This window comes from Cupriavidus pauculus, assembly GCF_008801835.1.
Taxonomy (GTDB): Bacteria; Pseudomonadota; Gammaproteobacteria; order Burkholderiales; family Burkholderiaceae; genus Cupriavidus; species Cupriavidus pauculus.
The window spans coordinates 1-22022 of sequence record NZ_VZOW01000053.1; the positions used below are offsets into that span (position 1 = coordinate 1).

At 66.1% G+C, this 22022-nt stretch carries 19 protein-coding genes; 3 read left to right on the forward strand and 16 right to left on the reverse strand.

Going from position 1 to position 22022, the window contains the following annotated elements:
- The coding region (locus F7R19_RS28140; protein ID WP_150982865.1) for a methyl-accepting chemotaxis protein at window positions 1–1662 on the reverse strand (1662 nt) is incomplete at its 3' end.
- 557 nt (window positions 1663–2219) lie between these two features.
- Between F7R19_RS28140 and F7R19_RS28145 the strand changes: the two genes are divergently transcribed.
- Entirely contained in the window at window positions 2220–2531 is a 312-nt protein-coding gene (locus F7R19_RS28145; protein WP_061959796.1) for an H-NS histone family protein, read from the forward strand.
- Window positions 2532–2615: 84 nt separating this feature from the next.
- On the opposite strand, the gene galE is transcribed toward F7R19_RS28145, so the two are convergent.
- Entirely contained in the window at window positions 2616–3635 is a 1020-nt protein-coding gene (gene galE, locus F7R19_RS28150; protein ID WP_061959795.1) for a UDP-glucose 4-epimerase GalE, read from the reverse strand.
- 94 nt (window positions 3636–3729) lie between these two features.
- Window positions 3730–4767 carry a tyrosine-type recombinase/integrase gene (locus F7R19_RS28155; RefSeq protein ID WP_061959794.1) on the reverse strand — a complete coding sequence of 346 codons (1038 nt, stop codon included), beginning with the start codon at window positions 4765–4767 and terminating at the stop codon, window positions 3730–3732.
- Between the two features lie 265 nt (window positions 4768–5032).
- On the opposite strand from F7R19_RS28155, the gene F7R19_RS28160 reads away from it, so the two are divergent.
- A complete protein-coding gene (locus tag F7R19_RS28160; RefSeq protein WP_150982866.1) occupies window positions 5033–6022 on the forward strand; it encodes an NAD(P)H-dependent flavin oxidoreductase in 990 nt (329 codons plus the stop codon).
- A 63-nt stretch (window positions 6023–6085) separates the two neighbouring features.
- Here F7R19_RS28160 and F7R19_RS28165 read toward each other — a convergent pair whose 3' ends face one another.
- A complete protein-coding gene (locus F7R19_RS28165; protein WP_061959792.1) occupies window positions 6086–6664 on the reverse strand; it encodes a PadR family transcriptional regulator in 579 nt (192 codons plus the stop codon).
- Between the two features lie 341 nt (window positions 6665–7005).
- Between F7R19_RS28165 and F7R19_RS28170 the strand changes: the two genes are divergently transcribed.
- The gene (locus F7R19_RS28170; RefSeq protein ID WP_061959791.1) at window positions 7006–7221 is read left to right on the forward strand and encodes a hypothetical protein; all 216 of its coding nucleotides are present in this window, start codon (window positions 7006–7008) and stop codon (window positions 7219–7221) included.
- 241 nt (window positions 7222–7462) lie between these two features.
- Here the strand turns inward: F7R19_RS28170 and F7R19_RS28175 are convergent, their stop codons facing one another.
- The 12 genes from F7R19_RS28175 to F7R19_RS28230 all read right to left on the reverse strand — a co-directional run.
- On the reverse strand, window positions 7463–8467 hold the full coding sequence (locus tag F7R19_RS28175; RefSeq protein ID WP_061959798.1) for a Bug family tripartite tricarboxylate transporter substrate binding protein: 1005 nt from the start codon (window positions 8465–8467) through the stop codon (window positions 7463–7465).
- Window positions 8468–8576: 109 nt separating this feature from the next.
- Window positions 8577–9308 carry an SDR family NAD(P)-dependent oxidoreductase gene (locus F7R19_RS28180; protein WP_061959790.1) on the reverse strand — a complete coding sequence of 244 codons (732 nt, stop codon included), beginning with the start codon at window positions 9306–9308 and terminating at the stop codon, window positions 8577–8579.
- A gap of 224 nt (window positions 9309–9532) precedes the next feature.
- On the reverse strand, window positions 9533–10735 hold the full coding sequence (gene pcaF / locus F7R19_RS28185; protein WP_061959789.1) for a 3-oxoadipyl-CoA thiolase: 1203 nt from the start codon (window positions 10733–10735) through the stop codon (window positions 9533–9535).
- Window positions 10736–10763: 28 nt separating this feature from the next.
- A complete protein-coding gene (locus F7R19_RS28190) occupies window positions 10764–11411 on the reverse strand; it encodes a 3-oxoacid CoA-transferase subunit B (RefSeq protein ID WP_061959788.1) in 648 nt (215 codons plus the stop codon).
- A 19-nt stretch (window positions 11412–11430) separates the two neighbouring features.
- Window positions 11431–12114 (reverse strand): 3-oxoacid CoA-transferase subunit A, encoded by a 684-nt coding sequence (locus F7R19_RS28195; RefSeq protein ID WP_150982867.1) that lies wholly within the window; start codon window positions 12112–12114, stop codon window positions 11431–11433.
- A gap of 404 nt (window positions 12115–12518) precedes the next feature.
- Window positions 12519–15572 carry an AAA family ATPase gene (locus F7R19_RS28200; protein WP_150982868.1) on the reverse strand — a complete coding sequence of 1018 codons (3054 nt, stop codon included), beginning with the start codon at window positions 15570–15572 and terminating at the stop codon, window positions 12519–12521.
- Window positions 15569–16714: an exonuclease SbcCD subunit D gene (locus F7R19_RS28205; RefSeq protein ID WP_150982869.1), complete on the reverse strand. Its 1146-nt coding sequence runs from the start codon at window positions 16712–16714 to the stop codon at window positions 15569–15571. Before F7R19_RS28205 ends, F7R19_RS28200 begins: the two co-directional genes overlap by 4 nt.
- 95 nt (window positions 16715–16809) lie before the next feature.
- On the reverse strand, window positions 16810–18174 hold the full coding sequence (locus tag F7R19_RS28210; RefSeq protein ID WP_061959785.1) for a sigma 54-interacting transcriptional regulator: 1365 nt from the start codon (window positions 18172–18174) through the stop codon (window positions 16810–16812).
- Between the two features lie 11 nt (window positions 18175–18185).
- Complete coding sequence (locus tag F7R19_RS28215) at window positions 18186–19907, reverse strand: TadG family pilus assembly protein (protein ID WP_223506013.1); 1722 nt, start codon at window positions 19905–19907, stop codon at window positions 18186–18188.
- Window positions 19908–19928: 21 nt separating this feature from the next.
- Window positions 19929–20276, reverse strand: coding sequence for a DUF3613 domain-containing protein (locus tag F7R19_RS28220; RefSeq protein ID WP_061959783.1), 348 nt, complete (start codon window positions 20274–20276; stop codon window positions 19929–19931).
- A complete protein-coding gene (locus tag F7R19_RS28225; protein ID WP_223506011.1) occupies window positions 20273–21112 on the reverse strand; it encodes a tetratricopeptide repeat protein in 840 nt (279 codons plus the stop codon). Before F7R19_RS28225 ends, F7R19_RS28220 begins: the two co-directional genes overlap by 4 nt.
- A partial coding sequence (locus tag F7R19_RS28230; protein ID WP_322790272.1) for a type II secretion system F family protein occupies window positions 21112–22022 on the reverse strand: 911 nt, incomplete at its 5' end. The genes F7R19_RS28225 and F7R19_RS28230, both read right to left, overlap by 1 nt.

Below are 22022 nucleotides of genomic sequence, written 5' to 3' on the forward strand. Positions count from 1 at the left end.
CAGCGCCGGGGCGGCGACTGCGCCCGACGTCGCGGTGTTGGCCGGCGCCGCGGGCAGCGTATGCGCCGGGCGCGTCGGCGTGCCGGCGTGACGCGCGGCGCCGCCGTCGTCGGCCAGCGAGAACACCGACACCACGCTCTTGAGCTTCTGCGCCTGCTCTTCCAGCGCACCCGCGGCAGCCGCGGCTTCCTCGACCAGCGCCGCGTTCTGCTGCGTGACCTGATCCATCTGCGCGACGGCCTGGTTGACCTGTTCGATGCCCGTGGTCTGCTCCTGCGAAGCGGCGCTGATCTCGTTCATGATGTCCGTCACGCGGCGCACCGCCTGCACGATCTCGCCCATGGTCTGGCCCGCTTCGGCCACCAGCTTGGTGCCGCTTTCGACGCGCTGGCCCGATTCACTGATCAGCGATTCGATTTCCTTCGCCGCATTGGCGCTGCGTTGCGCGAGACTGCGCACCTCGCCGGCCACCACGGCGAAGCCGCGGCCCTGTTCCCCGGCGCGCGCCGCTTCCACCGCGGCGTTCAGCGCCAGGATGTTGGTCTGGAAGGCAATGCCCTCGATCACGCCGATGATCTCGACCACCTTGCGCGATGCGCCGTTGATCTCGTTCATCGTGTCGACCACGCGGCCCACCACATCGCCGCCCTTCATGGCGATCTGCGACGCCTCCCCGGCCAGCATGCCGGCCTGGCGCGCGTTGTCGGCGTTCTGACGCACCACCGTGGTCAACTCTTCCATGCTGGCGGCGGTCTGTTCCAGCGACGCGGCCTGCTCCTCGGTGCGCTGCGACAGGTCGGTGTTGCCGGCCGAGATCTGCTGCGTGGCCGAGGCGATGGAGTCGGTGCCGCCGCGCACTTCGGACACGATGCCCGACAGGCTGTCCTGCATCTTGGCCAGCGCGGTCATCATGCGGCCGATTTCGTTCTTCGACATGCTGGTGATGCGCGACGTCAGGTCGCCGGCCGCCATGCGCTCGAACACCGAGAGCGCTTCCTCCACCGGCCGCACAATGGCGCGCTGGAGCAGCGTGGCGGCCAGCACTGCAATGGCGATACCGAACACGATCAGTGCGATCGACAGCACGCGGATGGTTTCGAAGCGCGCCTGCGCGCCGCTGAAGTTTGCTTGCCCGGCATCCATCTGGAATTTCTCGAGCTTCTCATGCGCGGCTGCCAGGCTGCGCTGCAGATCCGGCATCACATCGCGGCCGATGCGCAGCGCTTCCTCGCGGTTGCCGCCGAGCAGCGCTTGCTGCCACGGCGTCACGCCTTTGTCGAAGAACTCGCGGCGCTGGGCCTGCAGCGCGGTCGCCAGCGCCTTTTCCTCGTCATTCTGCGGCAGCGCCGTGTAGCGCTTCCAGCCCCGGTCCGACGACTCGACGAACACCATCGAACGCTCGACGTGCTTTTTCGCGTCGTCGTTCTCGCTGCCCGGCATCACGCCGCGGTCCAGCGCCAGGCGCAGGCGCGTGGTGCCGAGCATCGCCTCGGCCAGCGCCTGCGACGAAGCGAGCTGGTTGGCGTAGGTTTCTTTCAGCGCATCATTGGACTGCGAAATGCCGTACAGCCCGGCCCCGCCCACGAGCAGCAGGATCGCGGCAAGCGCGGCCATGGCGGCCCTTAAAAGGGTCTTGATCTGAATATTCTGATGAAAGGACATGATGTGCTGACTCATTAGGAGATAACCCGAAGCCACTCCCACGCTTCGGTCCGGCAGCCCGACACCCCGTACGGCCTGCTCAGGTCTCGATAACGGTCAGGGACGTTGCATCCTTGAGGTGCACTCCAAATAGGTTTCTCCGAATGGCGACTGACGCACATCAGCGCACCAAATATGGAACAGCAAGCGCCCGGGCTAGAAAAAACCTGAAAATAAAAATACCGCGCGCCCGTTGGCGTCGCGGTGGCGCAGGCGATACGGTCGGGCGGAATGATCGATTAATTCGGAGGCCGAAATCAGTATTTCTTCGCGCCTTTGCACGGTTGCGCCATCCGCGACGAATCGCCTGTCAATCTCCGCCTGCGGCGCGGCCAGCGGGGCTGCCTGGATGGATAGTGCGGCGCGACCCGGCCAAGCGATAAAAGTTCACCGATATTTCCTAATTGAGAGTTTTCGCATTTCAAGGCGAAAGCCGGAAAGGGGATTTGCAGCCCGCGCGACTGTGGTTATAATTCCTTTCGTCAATTCACGACCCACCAGTAAATCGAGGGATACAAATGGCGACATATCAGGAAATCGTTCAGAAAATCAGCGAACTGCAGAAGCAGGCGGAAGAAATCAAGGCACGCGAGCAGGCTGCAGTGATCGCCGATATTCGCGAGAAAATCGAACAATTTGGCCTGACCGCCGAAGACCTCGGATTTGGCGGCAAGGCTGCCGCCGGCAAGAAGCTGACCGCCGTGCGCAAGGTGCCGGTGCGTTATCGCGATACCGCCGGCAATACCTGGACCGGCCGCGGCAAGCGTCCGGGCTGGCTGACGCAGGCCTTGGCCAGCGGCAAGTCGATGGAAGATTTCCTGATCCGCTGAGCAATATCCCTGCTGCGCATGCCGCGCGTCGCACCATAAAAAAACCGGGCCACAGCCCGGTTTTTTTATGTCTGGATCAGGCCATCACGCCGCAAATCCCATCGGATTCATCGACTGCCACCGCCACGAGTCCTCGCACATGCGGTCGATATCGTGGCGGGCGCGCCAACCGAGCAGCTCGTAGGCGAGCGCCGGATCGGCATAGCACGACGCGATATCGCCCGCGCGGCGCGCCACGATTTCATAGGGAATCGGCCGTCCGCTGGCACGTTCGTAGGCCTTTACTACCTCCAGAACGCTGTAGCCGCGGCCGGTGCCAAGGTTGACCGTCATGCCGCGCGGATGGCGGCGCAGGTAATCGAGCGCCGCCACGTGGCCGTCGGCAAGGTCGCAGACGTGGATATAGTCGCGCACGCCGGTGCCGTCGACGGTGGGATAGTCGCCGCCATAAACACTGAGTTTTTCGCGACGCCCGCCGGCCACCTGCGCCACATATGGCATCAGGTTGTTGGGAATGCCGCCGGGGTCCTCGCCAATCAGGCCGCTTTCATGCGCGCCCACGGGATTGAAATATCGCAGGTAGGCAATGCGCCAGTCCGGATTCGAGATTTCCAGATCACGCAGAATCTGCTCGCCCATCAGTTTGGTCTGGCCATAAGGATTGGTGGCCGACAACGGGAAATCTTCCAGAATCGGCACGGTATGCGGATTGCCATACACGGTGGCCGACGAACTGAACACCAGTTGCATCACGCCCGCCGACTGCATGGCGCTGCAAAGCGTGATCATTCCTTCGAGGTTGTTGCCGTAATACTCGAGCGGCTTGCTCACCGATTCGCCCACGGCCTTGAGCGCGGCGAAATGAATCGCGCCCGAAATGTTGTGCTCGGAAAACAGGCGGTCCAGCAGCGCGCGGTCGCGCACATCGCCTTCCACAAAATGGGGTGTCGCGCCGGTAATTCGCGCCAGCCGGTTCACAACTTCACGATTACTGTTGCACAGATTATCGAGTCCGATCACGTTGTAGCCCGCTTGGTGCAACGCCACCCAAGTGTGCGAAGCGATATAGCCAGTGGCGCCAGTCAGCAGTAGGGTTTCAGCCATGAAATGTCCAACGTACGAGAATCGTTTCAAAAACAGCAATTTGCCAGCGTCCGTGCCATTGCGCGCCAGCGGCCGACATCATAACCGGCCAAAATTACGGCTGCCCGTTTTCGCCGCCCTGCCGCGCTGCGGGCGGCGCCATGGTCGGCAATCCCACGCGTGCCTGCCACGCCTCATAGGCCGCATGCAGGCGCCATCCCGATTCCAGATCGCGCATGCCCAGCAATTGCGCGACGGCAGCGGGCGTCGTGCCCGCGTCGAAATGCATCGCGCCGCAGGTATTGCGCAAGGTCTGCGGCGAAGCGCGCTCGCTGCGGCTGGCCAGCACGCCGGCCTCCTCCAGCAGAATCTCGATGCGGCGATACACGGACGCGGCGTGCATCGGGCGGCCATTCGCCATCGCCGGAAACACCAGCGTGCCAAGCGTCTGCGCGGCGGCGCGTGTGGCCAGCCAGTGGCGCAGCGGCTGATGTGCGAAGCCAAACAGCGGCGCCATATAGGTACGGCCATTATCGGGGCGCGTCATCCGGATCGCCATCGCCCCGCCGTCGATGCCCTCGAGCGCCTCGATCCGCAGCGCGCGTACCTCCGCCACCTTGAGCCCGGCGCCCAGCAGCACTGCCAGCAAGCCCACGTCGCGCGCGCGCTTCCACTGCGTCGGCGAAATGTCGCGCGTTTCGGGCGCCCCCAGGACCGCCGGCGCCAGGATACGCGCCACCAGCAGATCGCGTTCGCCGGGGAGCAGGAAAGCGGTCGGATCGTTCTCTCCTTCCGCCAGATGCGCCTTGACCGCCTGGCTGGCTGGATTGTGCAAATTCTGCTGCAGCGTCGACAAATGATGGAATATGCGCTCAATCAGCCGCGCATACCGATAGCGATGACGTTTATGCAGATTCTGCGCATCCAGGAACGCGCCGATCTGTGCGGCGGACCACTTCAACGGCGGCAGCCCCTGCTCGGCGGACCAGCGCAACAGCTTGCCCCACATGGCGCGATACACCACCGCCGTGCCGGCCCGAAAGCCGTGGCGCGCCAGCCAGCCGTCGAAAGCGCGCTCGGGATTCGCGTACCAGGCTTGTAGATCGGCGTCGAACAGTCCGTCCGGGCCGGCGGCCGCGGCGGCGTCGCTCATTTTGTTAGTTGCCACTGACTCTCCGGAATGCGCAGGTCGATCCATGCGCTCATTGTAGACAATACGCCACTGGCGCTTGATTTCGCGGGCATCTCTTTCGTAAAACGACCATTGCAACCGGTTGCATCGATCGCGCAGAACGTGCTAACTTTCATCCAACAATGCAACCAGTTGCATAGTGTGCGAAATCGAGTCCACCAAATCCGTTCCTCGATGCAATTCCAACGTCCGCCGCAAGCGGGCGCCAACCAGAGAGAAATCCGCCATGGCCATTCCTGCCCTGCTGCAATCCCTGTCGCTGCCGGCCGTTTGTTCGCCGCTGTTCATCATCTCCAATCCTGACCTGGTGATCGCCCAGTGCAAGGCCGGCGTGGTGGGATCGTTTCCCGCGCTGAATGCGCGCCCGGCGGAAAAGCTGGCCGAATGGCTGGACCGCATCACGACGGAGCTTGGCGAACACAACGACAAGCATCCCGATCGCCCCGCCGCGCCGTTCGCGGTGAACCAGATCGTGCACAAGTCCAACGACCGGCTCGAACACGACCTGGAACTGTGCGTGCGCTACAAGGTGCCCATTGTGATTACGTCGCTGGGCGCGCGCGTGGAAGTCAATGAAGCGGTGCATTCGTATGGTGGCATCGTGCTGCACGACGTCATCAACAACACCTTCGCACGCAAGGCGATCGACAAGGGCGCCGACGGCCTGATCGCCGTGGCGGCTGGCGCGGGCGGCCATGCCGGCACGCTGTCGCCGTTCGCGCTGCTGCATGAGATCCGCGAATGGTTCGATGGCCCACTGCTGCTGTCGGGCGCCATCGCCAGCGGCGACGCCGTGCTGGCCGCGCAGGCCGCCGGCGCGGATCTGGCGTACATCGGCTCGGCCTTCATCGCCACGCACGAAGCCAACGCCCAGGACGCCTACAAGCAGATGATCGTCGACAGCAACGCCGACGGCATCGTCTATTCGAACCTGTTCACGGGCGTACACGGCAATTACCTGCGCGAAAGCATCGTGCGCTCGGGGCTCGATCCCGAGGCGCTGCCGACCTCGGATGCGACGGCGATGAATTTCGGTTCGACCCGCGTCAAGCCGTGGAAGGACATCTGGGGCGCGGGGCAGGGCGTGGGCGCAATCAAGCGCGTGGTGCCTGCCGCCGAGCTGGTACGCCGCTTTGTCGAGGAATACGCGCTGGCGCGTCGCCGCCTGGGCCTGGCCGATACGGCGGCCGCCGCGCGCACCGCCGACATCGCCTGAGATCGCTCGCGAATCACGATCAGTCGTCACAACGATATGGCGCGGGCCGGTCCCGCGCCAGTTTCAACCGCCGCTGTCCGCCTTTGGCATCTGCAGCAGCGGGAGCAACGCGCGTCCCCAGGCGGCCCAATCCTCCTGGAAACGGATGCCCCGCTGCAGCAGCGCGTACTGGATTTGCTGCCGGCGGTCCAGCTCGCCGGAAAAATCCCGGCGTTCGATTTCGCGATACAGCGCAAGACGATCCTCGTGCAGCGCGATCAACCGCGTCATTTCGCGATCTAGGCCAAGCGGTCCGATTGCAGCATCTGCACGTAACTTGACCAAAATTTCCTCGCGCTGATCCAGTCCGGCACTTGGCGACAGCACCCATCGCACCAGTTCGTCGCGCCCCGCCGGCAGCACCTCGTACACCTTCTTGCGGTTTTTCTTTTCGACGCCGTCGCCCTGGCCCGCCGCAGCCGCGCCGGCGTTCTCGGCCGCCGCGATCCAGCCCAGTTCTGCCATCCGCCCAAGTTCGCGGTAGATCTGCTGATGCGTGGCGTGCCAGAAATAGCCGATCGACTTGTCGAAGCGGCGCGCCAGGTCGTAGCCCGATGACGGTTTCTCGATCAGGGAAATCAGAAGCGCGTGTTGGGTGGACATTCGCCGGTGGGGAAGGCGGTGGGGTTGGCACGAAGGTTGCTGCCCCCAACCGCGGATGTTCAGGGTGGTGGCTATGGTAACGCGCAAGTCACGGCGCGTCATGCCGTTAACCCCTGAGTGTTTCGCGGATCAGATACCGGCAGTCCGGACGCTCCGGGCATCGACTGCCGAATTGCAGTGAAAAAATGACAATTGCGTCAGTTAAATCGATAGTGATGTAAAAAAAACGAAATGGCATTTCCCGACCGCCTGAAATACATTCCAGACATTGCTACCTGCATGCGCGCGACTTTCTTCTTCCGGCCCAACGTTCTGCGCCATGCATCACTCGGGAGTTGTCCATGAACGCAAGACCGGAATTTACGGAAGGCACCGCTGCGGGCGACAGATCGGCGACGATCAGCGCAGCGCGCGCGCGCGCCGGTACGGCCCCAATCTACTACCGGCTGCCCGATACGCCGGAAGGCCACCATATCAAGGAATACGCCAGCGGCCTGCGGCAGCTGGTCCGTTTTGTCGGCGTGGAAGAACAGGTGGTGAAGTACAGCCTGTTCTGATGCGCGGGCCGCCGCCACGCGGCCGGATCCGACGAAACCGCGTTTTGTCTCCTCCTGTCCCCTACGGACCTGGGATTTGCGCCCGCGATAACCTCGCGGGCCTTCTTTTTTCTGCGGACGTAAAAAAACCGGCCGATGGGATGCCCCATGGCCGGTTTGCAGTACGACGACTTCGATACTTCGACTGCGGTACTACGACTTCATTGCCGTGACGCCGGTCCGATGCGACCGGCGAAGGCGATCAGTCCACCGTGGCGCCGGAGGCCTTGACCACCTTGGCCCACTTGGCAGCTTCGGACTTCATGAACGCCGCCAGTTGCGCCGGCTTTTCCGGGTTCGGTTCGGCGCCTTGCTCGGCCATCTGCTTCTTCACTTCCGGCATGGCCAGAATCTTGACCACTTCGGCATTCAGGCGATCGACGATCGGCTGCGGCGTGCCGCCCGTGGCGTACAGCGCAAACCACGACGTTGCTTCATAGCCAGGCACGCCGGCTTCGGCAACGGTCGGCACGTCCGGCAGGGCCGGCGAGCGCTTGGCCGAGGTCACGGCCAGCGCACGCAGCTTGCCAGCCTTCACGTGCTGGAACGACGACGGCAGGTTGTCGAACATCAGGCCAATCTGGTTGCCCAGCAGGTCGTTCACGGCCGGGGCGCTGCCCTTGTACGGGATGTGCTGGATATGCAGGCCCGTCATCGAGTTGAACAGTTCGCCCGACAGGTGCATCGACGAGCCGCTGCCCGACGATCCGTACGACAGCTTGTCCGGATTCGCCTTGACGTACGCGATCAGTTCCTTGACGTTGTGCACCGGCACCTTCGGGTTCACCACGACGATGTTCGGCACCATGGCCACGCGCGTGATCGGCGCGAAATCCTTGACCGGGTCATACGGCAGCTTCGAGTACAGCGACTGGTTGATCGCGTGCGTGCCGATGGTGCCCATGAACAGCGTGTAGCCGTCGCCTGGCGCCTTGGCGGCCAGCGATGCGCCGATGTTGCCACCAGCGCCCGGGCGGTTGTCGACCACCACCGGCTGGCCCAGCGCCTTGCCCAGCTGCAGGCTGACGATGCGCGCCAGGATGTCGGTGGTGCCACCGGCCGAGAACGGCACGATCATCGTGATCGGCTTGGTCGGATAGGTGCCTTGTGCTTGCGCGCCGGACATGGCGGCAAAGCCGGCGGCCAGTGCCACACCGGCGGCCAGCAGGCGTCTGCGCGCCTTCGAAGTTTGCTTGGTGATGCTCATCTTGTGCTCCAGGAATTGATGCACGTCCGCGGCAGAACCTTTTGAGCGCCGCGGGCGCAATGCTTTTTGAATCGCTATTCCACCCCGTGCCTGGGGGCGGGCAACTTTCTTATACGGGCGCCACGCCCAGTGTGGTTCCGCCGCAGACGTACAGCACCTGTCCCGTCACGAAACCATTCTCGGGCGCAAGGAAGAACAGCGAGGCACGCGCGACGTCCTCCGGCGTTCCCATGCGTTTCACGGCGATGCTTGCCAGGATGCGCCGTGTTTGTTCGCTGCCCTCAGGATTGCTCTTGCGGAACAGCTCGGTGGCGATGGGACCCGGTGCCACGGCGTTGACGGTGATACCGTCGCCGCCCAGCTCCATCGCCAGCGTTCGGGTCATGCCAACCAGCCCCGCCTTTGCCGCGGAATACACCACGCGCTCGGGCTTGCCCAGCGCCGCGCGCGAGGCCATGTTGACAATGCGGCCAAAGCCGGCCGCGCGCATGGCGGGCAGGCAGGCCTGGGTCAGCAGCATCGTGGCCTGCAGCGTCAGGCCCACGACGTAATCGAGATCCGCGGCGGTTGCCGTATCGGCGGTGCCGGGGCGCGTGGCGCCGGCATTGTTCACCAGGCGGGTCACCGCGAACTGCGAGCAAACCTGCGCGGCCACCGCGCGCGTCGCGTCGGCATCGGTCAGGTCCGCCTGGAAAAAGGTCATGTTCGGATGCGACCAGGCCGGCGCGGCATAGTCGACATTGATCACGCGGGTCACGCCATCGGCGAGCAGCATTTCGGCAATCGCGCGGCCGATACCGGAACTGGCGCCGGTAACGAGCGTGGCAACGGGAAGGGACATCTCAGTACTCCGCACCGGCGCATAACGCCGGGTCAGTCAGAAAAAGATGCGGCAAGACCGGCGAGCCCGTCGGCCTGGCCGCAATGCTCTACCTCGTTGGGGAAGAGACACCACTGAAGCTTCCCAGTCCGATTAACGGCGGGAAGCTAGAAAAGTTGAGCGCGATGCACAAACGGTTTGCCGCCCCGCCCCGCGCGAACAGGTACGGGGCGGCGCAAACGCAATCAGACGCGCTCGATCACCATCGCGATGCCCTGACCCACGCCGATGCACATCGTGCACAGGGCGAATCGGCCGCCGGTGCGCTCGAGCTGATACATGGCGGTGGTCACCAGGCGCGCGCCGCTCATACCGAGCGGATGACCGAGGGCGATCGCGCCGCCGTTCGGGTTGACCCGCTTGTCGTCGTCGGCGATGCCCAGTTGGCGCAGCACGGCCAGGCCTTGCGCGGCAAACGCTTCGTTCAGTTCGATCACGTCGATCTGGTCGAGCGACATGCCGAGCTGCTTCATCAGCTTCTGCGTGGCCGGCGCCGGGCCGATGCCCATCACGCGCGGCGCCACGCCGGCGGTGGCCATGCCGACGATGCGGGCGCGCGGCTTCAGGCCATGCTGCTTGAGGCCCGCTTCGCTTGCCAGCAGCAGCGCGCAGGCGCCGTCGTTCACGCCCGATGCGTTGCCGGCGGTCACGGTGCCGTCCGGACGCACCACGCCGCGCAGCTTGGCCAGCGCTTCCATGCTGGTGGCGCGCGGGTGCTCGTCGCGTTCGACCACGATTGCGTCACCCTTCTTTTGCGGAATCGTGACAGCGGTGATTTCCTGGGCCAGCGTGCCGTCGGCCTGTGCGCGCGACGCCTTTTCCTGGCTGCGCAGCGCCATCAGATCCTGGTCTTCGCGGCTGATCTTGTAGTCGGTGGCGACGTTCTCCGCGGTCTCGGGCATCGAATCCACGCCGTACGCCGCACGCATCGCCGGGTTGATGAAACGCCAGCCGATGGTGGTGTCGAAGATCTGCGCATCGCGCGAGAACGCCGAGGTGGCCTTGCCCATCACGAACGGGGCGCGGCTCATGCTTTCCACGCCGCCCGAGATCATCAGGTTGGCTTCGCCCGACTTGATCGCGCGCGCGGCGGTGCCGGTGGCGTCCATGCCCGAACCGCACAGGCGGTTGATGGTGGCGCCCGGCACGGCTTCCGGCAGGCCCGCCAGCAGCAACGACATACGCGCCACATTGCGATTGTCTTCGCCGGCCTGGTTGGCGTTGCCGTAGATCACGTCGTCGATCGCCGACCAGTCCAGGTTGGCGTGGCGCGCCATCAGCGCCTTCAGGGGCACCGCTCCCAGGTCGTCGGCGCGCACGCCGGACAGGCTGCCGCCGTAGCGGCCGATGGGGGTACGGATGGCGTCAACGATGAATGCGTCGCTCATGTTCTGTCTCGCTCGTGGTGGTGGGGTTTCAGGCGGCTACGGCCTGTTTGAGGGGCACGCCGGTCAGGCGCTGCAGTTCGTCGAACGACAGGCCTTCGACGATATCGCGGGCGACCAGTCCGTCCGCCGTCACGTCGATGGTGGCCAGATCGGTATAGATGCGCGTGACGCAGCCGATGCCGGTCAGCGGATACGTGCATTCCGGCACGATCTTGCTTTCGCCCTGCTTGGTCTGGTGTTCCATCATCACGAACACCTGCTTGGCGCCGATCGCCAGGTCCATCGCACCGCCCACGGCCGGGATCGCGCCCGGCGCGCCGGTGTGCCAGTTGGCCAGGTCGCCCTTCGCTGACACCTGGAACGCGCCCAGCACGCAGAAGTCCAGATGGCCGCCGCGCATCATCGCGAACGAATCGGCATGATGGAAATAGGAACCACCGGCCTTGATGGTGACCGGCTGCTTGCCGGCGTTGATCAGGTCGCCGTCTTCCTCGCCGGGCGCGGGCGCGGGGCCCATGCCGAGCAGGCCGTTTTCGCTGTGCAGCAGGATTTCGCGGTCGGCGGGCAGGTGATTGCCCACCAGCGTGGGCAGGCCGATGCCGAGATTCACCACGGCACCGTCCGGAATGTCTTTGGCCACGCGGGCGGCCATCTGGTCGCGGGTCAGGCGTTGCATGTCGTTTCTCCTTCTACGCTCAGGCGGTCTTGGCAGCGGCGCCGCCAACCTTGACCACACGCTTCACGAACAGGCCCGGCGTGACGATGTGCTCGGGATCCAGTTCGCCCAGTTCCACCACGTTGCTGACCTGAACGATCGCGCAATTGGCGGCCATGGCCATGATCGGGCCAAAATTGCGCGCGGTCTTGCGATAGGTGAGGTTGCCCCAGCGGTCGGCGCTGTCGGCCTTGATCAGCGCGAAGTCGGCGTGGATCGGCTTCTCGAACACGTAGCCCTGGCCGTCGATGATGCGCGTTTCCTTGCCCTCGGCCAGCGGCGTGCCGTAGGCCGTGCGCGTGAAGAAGCCGCCGATGCCGGCACCGGCGGCGCGGATGCGCTCGGCCAGGTTGCCCTGCGGCACCAGTTCCAGTTCGATCTCGCCCGCGTGAAACAGCGAATCGAACACGTACGAATCGACCTGGCGCGGGAACGAGCAAATGATCTTGCGCACGCGCTTGGTCTTCAGCAGCGCCGCCAGGCCCGTGTCGCCGTTGCCGGCATTGTTGTTGACGATGGTGAGGTCGCGCGCGCCCTGGGCAATCAGGGCGTCGATCAGTTCCGCCGGCATGCCAGCCAGGCCGAAACCGCCGATCAGAATCGTGGCGCCATCGTGGATGCCGGCCACTGCCGCTTCCACCGAGTCATATAGCTTGTTGATCACTTGCGTTCCAGTACGGAAGGGTCTGGCGTCGCGCCGGGACCGGCCGCAAAAGGGCGGCACGCAAAGATGTCTCCGGCAGTCTGCTCAGACGGACGTCCTGATCTGGCGACCCTCGCGCTTTTCGCGGCGACCGCCTCAGGACCGGGTCCAACAATCTTGCAGTTGTTTTGATGAGCCGTCTTGGGGGCGGCTTCGACGAATGGCTGCGAATCACAAAACAGCGATGTTCGCTATTAGAACCTCAATTCGCAGAATGAACAGAGGTTACACCCGGGCTCAAAAGAGGGTCAATAAGGGGCAACGCGTCGCGGGCGATAATCGGACGCGCTTGCGCCCGTCGCGCAAAATCGCTTGTGACGCCCGCGCCGCGCCCGCATAGGCGCTGGCGCGGCCGCCCCAGGCGCCTACGGCATCCGCAGGACTGCCTGGCTGCCGCCGGCGCCGGGCCTGACCTCCAGCCGGACGTCGATGCGCTCGCGCAGTTCAGACACATGCGAAATGATGCCGACCAGCCTGCCCGCCTGTTGCAGATCCAGTAGCGTGCGGATGGCGAAGTCGAGGCTCTCGGGATCGAGCGTGCCGAAGCCCTCGTCCACGAACAGCGTATCGAGCTGGATACCGCCCGCGCGCGACTGCACCACATCGGCCAGCCCCAAAGCCAAGGATAGCGACGCCAGGAACCCCTCGCCACCGGAAAGCGTGTTGGCCGGCCGTGCGCTGCCCGTGTCGTGGTCGAACACTTCCAGGTCGAGCCCGCCGGCCATGCGCTGGTCGCCCTGCTCGCGTACGCGCTGCAGCGCATAGCGTCCGCGGCTCATGCGCAGCAGCCGCAGCGACGCCGCTTCCAGCACCTCGTCGAGCAAGGTGGCCAGCACGTATCGCTGGAATGTCATGCGGCGCGGATTGTTGCCGTTGGCCACCTCCGACAGCCGGCCCAGCACGGCGTAACGCGTCTCGACGTCGCGGCCCTCGCGGGCCAGCGATTCGAGCTGACTCTGGCAGTGCAGCAGCAAGTCGCGCGATGCGACGACTTCGCTGCGCTCGCGGATCGCAGCCTCCAGCGTCGCGGCGGCAGCGTCGCGCTGCGCGAGCAATGCCGGCAGATCGGGCGCCTGCAACGCCTGTGCGGCCTGCGCCGTGCGTGCGAGCCATTCAGCCGCGCGAGCCAGTTCCACATCGAATGCGCGCAACGCGTCGTCGAGCGCGACGATCGCGTCGTCGGCCAGAAACGCCGCCTGATAGGCCGCCTCGCTATCAAAGCCGGCCGCCGCCATAGCCTCGGCAAGCGCCGCCTCGCGTTGCGCCACGCGCGCACTGGCCTGTTCGAAGTTCGCCTGCGCCGATGCCAACGCCGCCGTCGCGCCAGCCCGCTGCGCCACGGCGTCGCGCTCGGCGCCCTGCGCGGTCTGCAAGGCCGCTTCGAGCGCGCCGGCCTCGCGTTGCGCCGCAGCCAGCGCAGCTGCCATGGCATCGGGATCGCGCGAATCCTCGGGCACTTGCGCGCAACTGGTCTGCCACTCGCCATCCAGCCGCGCGTGTTCCTGTTCCGCCGTCCGCGCCAGCGCGTCCGCCGCCTTCATCTCGGCCTCTGCGGCATCGCGCGCCTGGCGCGCCTGCGCGATCTGCCGGTCCAGCATCTGCGCCTGGTTTGCTGCGTGCTCAGCAGCTTTCAGTGCCGCGCCCAGCGCGTGGATCTCCGCATCGACGGCCTGCAGGCCGGCATCGGAGATATCGCCGGCGGCATCGGCCAGATCCTGCAGTCGCGCCTGCCATTGGGCCACCTGGTGGCCAGCCTGCTGATGCGATGCGCTGGCTTCGGCCAACGCGTCCTCGGCACGCTGCAGTGCGGCGCGCGCGGCATCGAGATCATCGTCGGTCACCAGCGCCAACACCTGCTGCGCCAGCGCCGGATGGTCCTTGCCGCCGCACACCGGGCAGCTTTCGCCGCGCTTGAGTCCGGCCGCCAGGCGCGCTGCCTGGCCGTGGCGCCAGTCGACTTCCGCCTGCCGCATCGTGGCGCGCGCGGCATCGCGGGCTTGCGCCGCCGTGCGCGATTGCGCTTCGGCCCGCGCCTGCGCCGCGCGCAGCGGCACAAGTTCCTGCTCGATCTGACGACAGCGCGCGATGCGCGCCGCACGCTCGCGCGCCTGCGCCAGTTGCATCTGCAATGTCTGCACGCCGGCGCCATCGCGGCGCGCCTGCTCCACGTCGGCCTCCAGCGTCTTCAGCGTCGCGCCAATCGCGTTGAAGGCGTCGATCTTTTTCGCGTGCGCCGCCTGCGCCGTCGCCAGCGCGGTGCGCGCCTGTGCCATGGCATTGCGCACTACTTGCAGCTTGCGCGCCTGCGGCAGCAGGTTTTCCAGCGTGGTCACCGTGCGCTGCGTTGCCAGCCGCAGTTCGTGTCGTGCGTGCTCGGCGCGCAACGCCTTGTCGGCCAGTTCCGCCGCCTGCGCCGCGCGCGCCGCCACGGCTTGCGCCTGGGTCAGCGCCACCTGCGCCGCGCCGTGCTCCTGGCGCGCCGCAAGCAGATGCTGTGCCGCCGGCATGACCTGCGCGGCGCGCCTGGCCGCCTGCAAACGCAGGCGATCGGCATCCCTGGCGGGGATCTTCGCGCTCAGCGCCGCATGAGCGCCCTGTGCTTCGTGCCACGCCTTGATATGCGCGTGCTCGAGTTCGCCCTTGCGCAGCGAAGCCTGTGCGGCCTCGCTCGCCGTCCGGGCCAGTTCCTCGCGGCGCTGTAGTTCGGCCAGCGCCTCCTGCCGCGCCCGGATGCGTTCGGCCAGCGCCTCCACCGATTGCAATTGATGCTGGTTGAGCAGCGCCTTGCGTTTTACCTCGATGTCCTCCGCTTCGCGCCGGATCGTGGCGGCCTGCTCCTTGAGCAGTTCTTCCACGCGGCGATACAGCTCGGTGTGGAACAGACGCTCCAGAATGCCCTGGCGTGCGCGCGAATCGGCGGTCAGCAGTTCGCGAAAGCGGCCCTGCGGCAGGACGATCACCTGGCGGAACTGCGCGCTGTCGAAGCCGAGCAGCTCGCGCACCGCATCGCTGACACGGCTGGGCTGGCTCGCGTGGCTCTTCCATGTGCCGTCGATCATCACATCGAGCTGCGCCTTCGCCGTTTCCTTGACGAAGCCGCCGGCGGCGCGCTGGCTGGGCCGGTCCTGCGTGGGCGAGCGCGTGACGCGGTAGTGCGTCGCGCCAAGACAGAATTCGAGCGTGACCTCGGTGCGCAGCGCGGCATCGGCGTTGGCGCTGCGCATGTCCTGGGCGTTGCGCTCGCCGCCCGATGTATCGCCGTATAGCGCAAAGCAGATGGCGTCCAGCAGTGTGGTCTTGCCCGCGCCGGTCGGGCCGTGAATCAGGAAGAATGCCTGCTCGCCCAGCCGCGTGAAGTCGATCGTCTCGGTGGCTGCGAACGGGCCGAAGGCCTGCAGTTTCAGGTGCAACGGTTTCATGCCGATTCCCTTTCCGATGCCTCCATGCGCGCCAGCAGCGCGTCCAACGCGCGACGCTGCTCGCTGTCCAGATCGATGTCCGCCACTTCGCGAAAGAAGCTGGCGAACAAGTTGCCCGTATCCGTTTCCCGCACCCGGCGGCTGGCCTCGCCGGCCGTGCCGCTGCGCGACAGGATCGCACGTTCGATGGCCAGCGTGTTCGGATATGCCTCGCGCAGCCGCGCCATTGGGTCGAGCAGCGCGCCGGTGTCGGTGAGCACCGCATGAATGTAGTCGTCACGCCGCGCGTCCGCCATGCCCGCCGCGATCAGTTGCGCCAGTTCGCCGTTGACGATGCGCAGGTCGCGCAGCGGCTGCAAGGCGATGGCCTCGATACGGACCTCGCCGTTCTGGCCGATCTCGATCAGCGAGACGGATTTGCGATGCTCGCTCTCGGACAGCGAATACTTGAGCAGCGATCCCGCGTAGTGCACGCGCCTGCCGATGGTCTGCGGCCGATGCAGATGGCCCAATGCGACGAAGTCGAAACCGTGGAACAGATCCGCCGCCACCGCACCGCTGCCGCCGACGGACAGCGGCCGTTCCGATTCGCTGACCGCGCCGCCCACCACGAACGCATGCGCAACGGCCACCGCCCGCACGCCCGGCGGATGGCTGGCGCGGATCGCATCGAGCTGCGCGCCGAGCGCCGCCTCGTGGGACGACAGCTCGACGCCAAATGCATCGCGCACCGCGGCGGGCTCCGCGTATGGCAGCGCATAGATGCGGACTTCGCCGTGCGCATCGTGCAGCGTCACGCAAGTGGCGTCGGCGCTGGCGCGGCCGGCCACGTGCAAACCGCGCGCGGACAGCAGGCGCGCGCCGAAATCGAGCCGCTGCGCGCTGTCGTGATTGCCCGCGATCATCACCACCGGCACGCCCGCATCCACCACGATGCGCGCCAGCACGTCGTCGAGCAGCGCCACCGCCTCGGGCGGCGGCACCGCGCGATCATAGACGTCGCCGGCAATCAGCACGGCGTCGGGCCGCACATCGCGAACCAGTTCGACGAACTGGTCGAGCACATGCGCCTGATCTTCAAGCAGGCTGCGCGCGTGGAAAATCCGACCGAGATGCCAGTCGGCGGTGTGGAGAAAACGCAATTCGGGTCCTTCGGCGTAGTGGCGCGGAAAGCACGGCGTCACCGTGCGGTCCCGCATCATAACGTCGCCGGCCCGGCGCACGGCACATCGATCGATCAGACCGGCTCGGCTTCGCTGTCGGCAATCTGGAATTTGCGCATTTTTTCCCACAGCACCTTGCGGCTGATGCCCAGGCAGGCGGCCGTGTCCTGGCGGCGCCAGCCATTGGCATCGAGCGCGGCGATGATGCGGCGGCGCTCCTCGGCATCGCCGCGCGGATCGCTGCGTTCGGTGCCATCGAACGCGCCCGGACGCAGCGACCGGAACAGCGGGCGGATGCGTTCCTCGTCCCACTCGCCGCGCTGCTGCACCGTGATGCCGATGCGCTCGGCAAGGTTGCGCAGCTCGCGCACGTTGCCGATAAAGAACGCGGTGCCTACCGCGCCCTTGAGCCAGTCCGGCATCGGCGGTAAGGCGTCGTAGCGCTGCGCGCCCATCGTGTGGCGCAGGAACGATTGCAGCAGGCCCACCTTGTCGGCCGGCCCCCGTTCCTCCAGGCTCGGAATCCGCAATTCGATCACGGCCAGACGGAAATACAGGTCAGCGCGAAACTTGCCCTGGCTGACCGCCTCGCGCAGGTCCTTGTTGGTGGCGGCCACGAGACGGAAATCGAGCTTCACGGCCATGGTCGATCCAAGCCGCGTCAGGGCATTCTCTTCGAGCACGCGCAGCAGCTTGACCTGCTGGAACAGCGGCAGATCGCCGATTTCGTCCAGAAACAGCGTGCCGCCGGTGGCCTGCTCGAAGAACCCGCGATGCGCGAACATCGCGCCGGTGAAGGCGCCCTTGGCGTGGCCGAAGAACTGCGATTCGAACAGTCCATCGGGAATCGCCCCGCAATTGACGGCGACGAACGGGCCCTTGCCATAGGTGGCATTGCGTTCATGGAACAGCCGCGCGATGCGCTCCTTGCCCGCGCCGGTTTCGCCGTACAGCATCACGTTGCTGTCGAAGTTGGCGAATGTATCGACCTGCTCCATCAATTGCAGCATCGCCGCGGACCCAGCCACGAGGTCGGCCACATCGGGCCGCGTTTGCGCCGCGGCCAGCAACTGCGGCATCAGCTTGCCGATCTGCGCGCGCAGATCGGCGCCCGTGAAATCGTGCGGCAGGATATGCGCGTATTCCGGCGGAAAACGGCCGGGATCGTTCTCGCGGTCCGGCGCGCCGACCCAGATCACGGGCATGCCATGCGCGGCCTCCCAGTCGAGCGTGAACTTGGCCGATCCGATGGCCGACGCGCTGATCACGGCGATACAAGGCTTCACGCGCGGCTCGCCCGGCAACGCGTCGAGCGCGCCGGCACGGATCACCTCGACGCCCAGCGGCGTGAGAAAGCGCGCCACGCGATCGGCAATCTCGTACTGCCCTTCCCACACATAGACTTCAAGGGTCTCGTAGGCCCAGCGGTCTGCTTTCATGATCGTTCGATTCAATACACAAGTTCGGCGTTATTGCAGTCCACGCCGTTAAGCCAGACTTCAGCGTTCGCAAGGCTGATGCCGAGCACGGCCGTCAGCTTCGTCACCAGCAGGTCCAGCAGTTTTGTCAGCGGCGTCAGCACCTGAGCCAGCACGCTTGTCGGCGAGCTATTGATCACGCCCAGTCCCAGCAAGTTGACATCGAGCGTCGGATTGAGCCCGCCAAGCAGTCCCGTGACGGCATCGGTCAGCGGCGCGGTCGAGGACGTTTGCGCGTTGCTGCCGGGCGCCAGCACGATATCGGTGCCAGACGTCGCGGCGCCGTTCTGACTGGTCGGCTGTCCGGTCAGCTTGGCATTGACCAGCGGGCCGAGTGCCGTGACATTTGCAATGGTCACTGGCCCGGTGGCGCAGCCTGTCCCGCCCGCGTTGCCCAGGCAGGCGCCGAGCACGCCGGTGGAAGTCCTGATCGTGGCGCGCCGTTGAGCAGGCGCTGCGGCGCATTGCAGGTTGGTCAGATCGGCTTTGGCCTGTGCCACGCGGATCCACAATGGCAGGTTCAGGTCGATCGACAGGACGAGCGGCACGGCAACATGCACCTGCGCCGCCAGCTTGAGATCCACCTGTGCGGTGGTCGCGGTGGTCTTCCATGTGCCGTCGGGAAGCTGCTTTGCCGGCCCCACCGCCACCTGGGGTGGCTGGATGATGTACATCGAACCCACCACCTGACCGATACCGGGAATCTGGACATTCAATCCGCTCAGATCCACCGCGCTGGTGCCGCGCGCCACGTACGCCGCGGTGGTCAACAGCGACGCCACATTGAGCCCGACCTCTGCCGCCGACGATGCGGCCGGTGTCAGCACGCCCAGATCGAGCAATTGCGCAAGCGTGAGATTGGTGCCGATGCCGTTGAGGCCGAGCTGCGTCGCCGGGCTGCCGAGCGCGGCGTTCAGCAATGATTGCTTGCCCGCCGCGTTCAGCAACAGCGCATAGAAATCCTGGATCGACAGCGCGGTGTTCAGCAACTGGTCGATCGTTCCGACGCCGGCCTGTAGGCGCAACTGCTCCAGCGTCACGTTGGCGCCGACCAGCCCGTTCCAGTCCGCCACGGACAGGTTCACGCTGTTGCCCAGCAGCAGGCTCAGGATGCCGTTGGCCGAATTCACGTCCAGCAGGCCGCTGCCGAGCGAAAACGACGCAACGGGCGGACTGCCGGCGGCGATGGCTTCCGCGCGCAACTGCCGCGACGGGCCGCCGGGCAGCACAAACAGCATCGGCACGGTCAGCGTGGCCTGCACGCGCACCGCGTTGGGCGACACGCGTGTCGCGTCGTAGCCGGGATTGAAATGGCGCACGGCATCGCCGTTGGCCGCGTTGGCCGGATCCCATAGACCCAGACACGCGCGCAGGCCGTCGGCCGCACCCGCCGCCACGTCGGCGCAGTTCGCGGCCACACCGGCGGCATAGCCGTTCTGGCTGGCCGCCGCGTTGACCGACGCCATCACGTTAGCGGTGACAGTCGGCACATCGTCGGCGCGCTTCAGTTGCTGCGCGCCGGACAGCGCCGCCAGATCGACGGTCTTCTGCAACTGGCGCTGGCTGTAGAACACGAAGCCGATGTCGATCGACACCAGCGCCCCAATCGCCACGGTGGCGATCAGCACGGCGGCCATCACGGTGATGGCACCGCGCCGCTGGCGCGAGTGACGAGCGATGGCGTGGCGACGCATGATCGGCCCGATTCCGATGCGTTACTGGCCGTTGGACTGTCCGCCCAGCGGCTGGCTGCCCGCACCGCCGCGCAGCGGGCTGCCGCTGGCCTGACCGGTAAAGAACGCCGGCAACGGATGCTGGAAGCTCTGCATGTAGCGGCCATAGCCAAGCGCGGCCTGCTCGCCGGACAACGGCAGCATCTTGCCGGCCTGCGAACCGTTACGCTGGATCGCCAGCAGGGCGCGCGTGGTGTCGCCAACCGGCACATCGTTGGGCGATATCTGCGCGTCCGGCGATGCCGGTGCAGGTTGCGCCCACGCGGCAGACGCCGCCGCCAGCAGCGCGATGGCAACGAGGCGTATGCCGGTACAAATGGAAAGCGTCATGATTTCACCCCTGCATTCAAGGCGACGGCCTGGCCGTCCTGCGTGTTCTGGCTGTTCTGGCTCTTCTGTGCGTTGGCGCCCGGACTGGTGCGCGCCGCGGCCTTGTCGCGCAATTGCGCGGCGCGCGCCACGCGGTCCGCTTCCTTGCGGATCGCCGCGCGCGTGGGCTCGGGCATCGCCGCGCGCTGCATCATCGCCGTGGCGTCACCGCGCCTGCCGGCCGCCAGCATCCAGACCACGGCATTGCTGATGACGCGCGGATTGTTGGCGTCCAGCTCCAGTGCCTGCATCACCGGCACGCGCGCGTCCTGCAACGCGCCGGCGCGCATCAGCGCATAGCCGAGATCGTTGGCCACCTGCGCGTTGACCGGATCGATGGCGGCGGCCTGCCGCAGCTCGCCAGCGGCGCGGATGAAATCGCCCTGCCGGCCCAGCACCAGGCCGATGCCATGGTGCGCGCGGCCGGCGCGATCGGTGGTCAGCAGTTCGCGATAGGCCTGCAGCGCCGCGTCGTCCTGCCCGGTTTCGCGTAGTGCATCGGCGCGCAGCACCTGCAGCGCGGTGTTGGTGCCGAAGCGCTTCTGGAACGCGTCGATATGCGCCAGAGAAGCGTAATACATGCCCTCCTGCTGCATGCGGCCGATCAGGCCAAGATAGACGTTCTGGTCGTCGTATTCGGCGCGCGCCTCCTTGTCCTGCAACTTCGCAAGCTGAATCTGTGCATCGGCCTGGCGGGCCATGGCGTCGGCGCTATTGGGCGTGCCCGCGCATCCGCCCAGCAGCGCCAGCGCAGCGGCTGCCGACATCAGGCAAAGGCGCCGTGTCGTCAAGGTCATCAATGTCCTCCGTTCATGCGCGCAAGCATGCGAATCACGCCCAGAAAGCCCGGGCCGGCGGTCAGGATCAGCAGCACCGGCAGCAGGGTCACCACCATCACGCCGGTCATCTTGACCGTCAGCTTGCCGACCTTGTCTTTCATCCGTGCCTTGCGCGCGGTCTGCAGGCGTTCGCCAAACTGGCGCAGCGGCTCCTGCACCGCGCCGCCGTGGCGATCCACCTGTGTGAGCAGCGTAATCAGGCTCTTCAGGTCCTCGTCGTCGAACAGCTTGCCGATGCGCGCCAGCGTCTGTTCGCGCGCGCGTCCCGACGCAAACTGCTGGTTGGCGCGCTGCAGCTCCGGCCCCAGCACATGCAGCATGGCGCCGAACTCGACGACGATGATCTGCAGGCTCTGGTCGATAGACAGGCCGACGCCTTGCAGCAGCCGCAGCATGTCGATCAAGATCGGCAATTCCTCGACCACCTGCGCAAGACGACTGCGTGCCCAGCGGCGCAGCATCATCTTCGGCAGCAGAAACGCGACGGCGAATGCGGCAAACGTCCACATCAGCGTCGACGTCAACGTGCCATCGATGCGCCAGAGCAACACGCAAAACGCCACCGCGGTTGGCGCCAGCACGCGCAGCCCGCCGAACACGGCGCGCGGTCGCACGCCGTAGAAGCCGCACTGTTCAAGCAGTTGCTGCTCTTCCGCGGTGACCACCGCGCGGCCCAGGCGCGATTCCAGCCAGCGCTGGTTGAATCGTTCGCCGAATTTCTCGCTGAGCCGCGCGCCGATCGTGCCGGGCGCACCGGCCGTTGCTGCGCTCGACGGCGCTGCCGTGGCCGCCACGGGCGCGCCGCCGCCCGTCGGCACAGCCTGCGCCAACGCAGCGGCGGCGGAAGCTGCGCGCGCCGACATCTGCG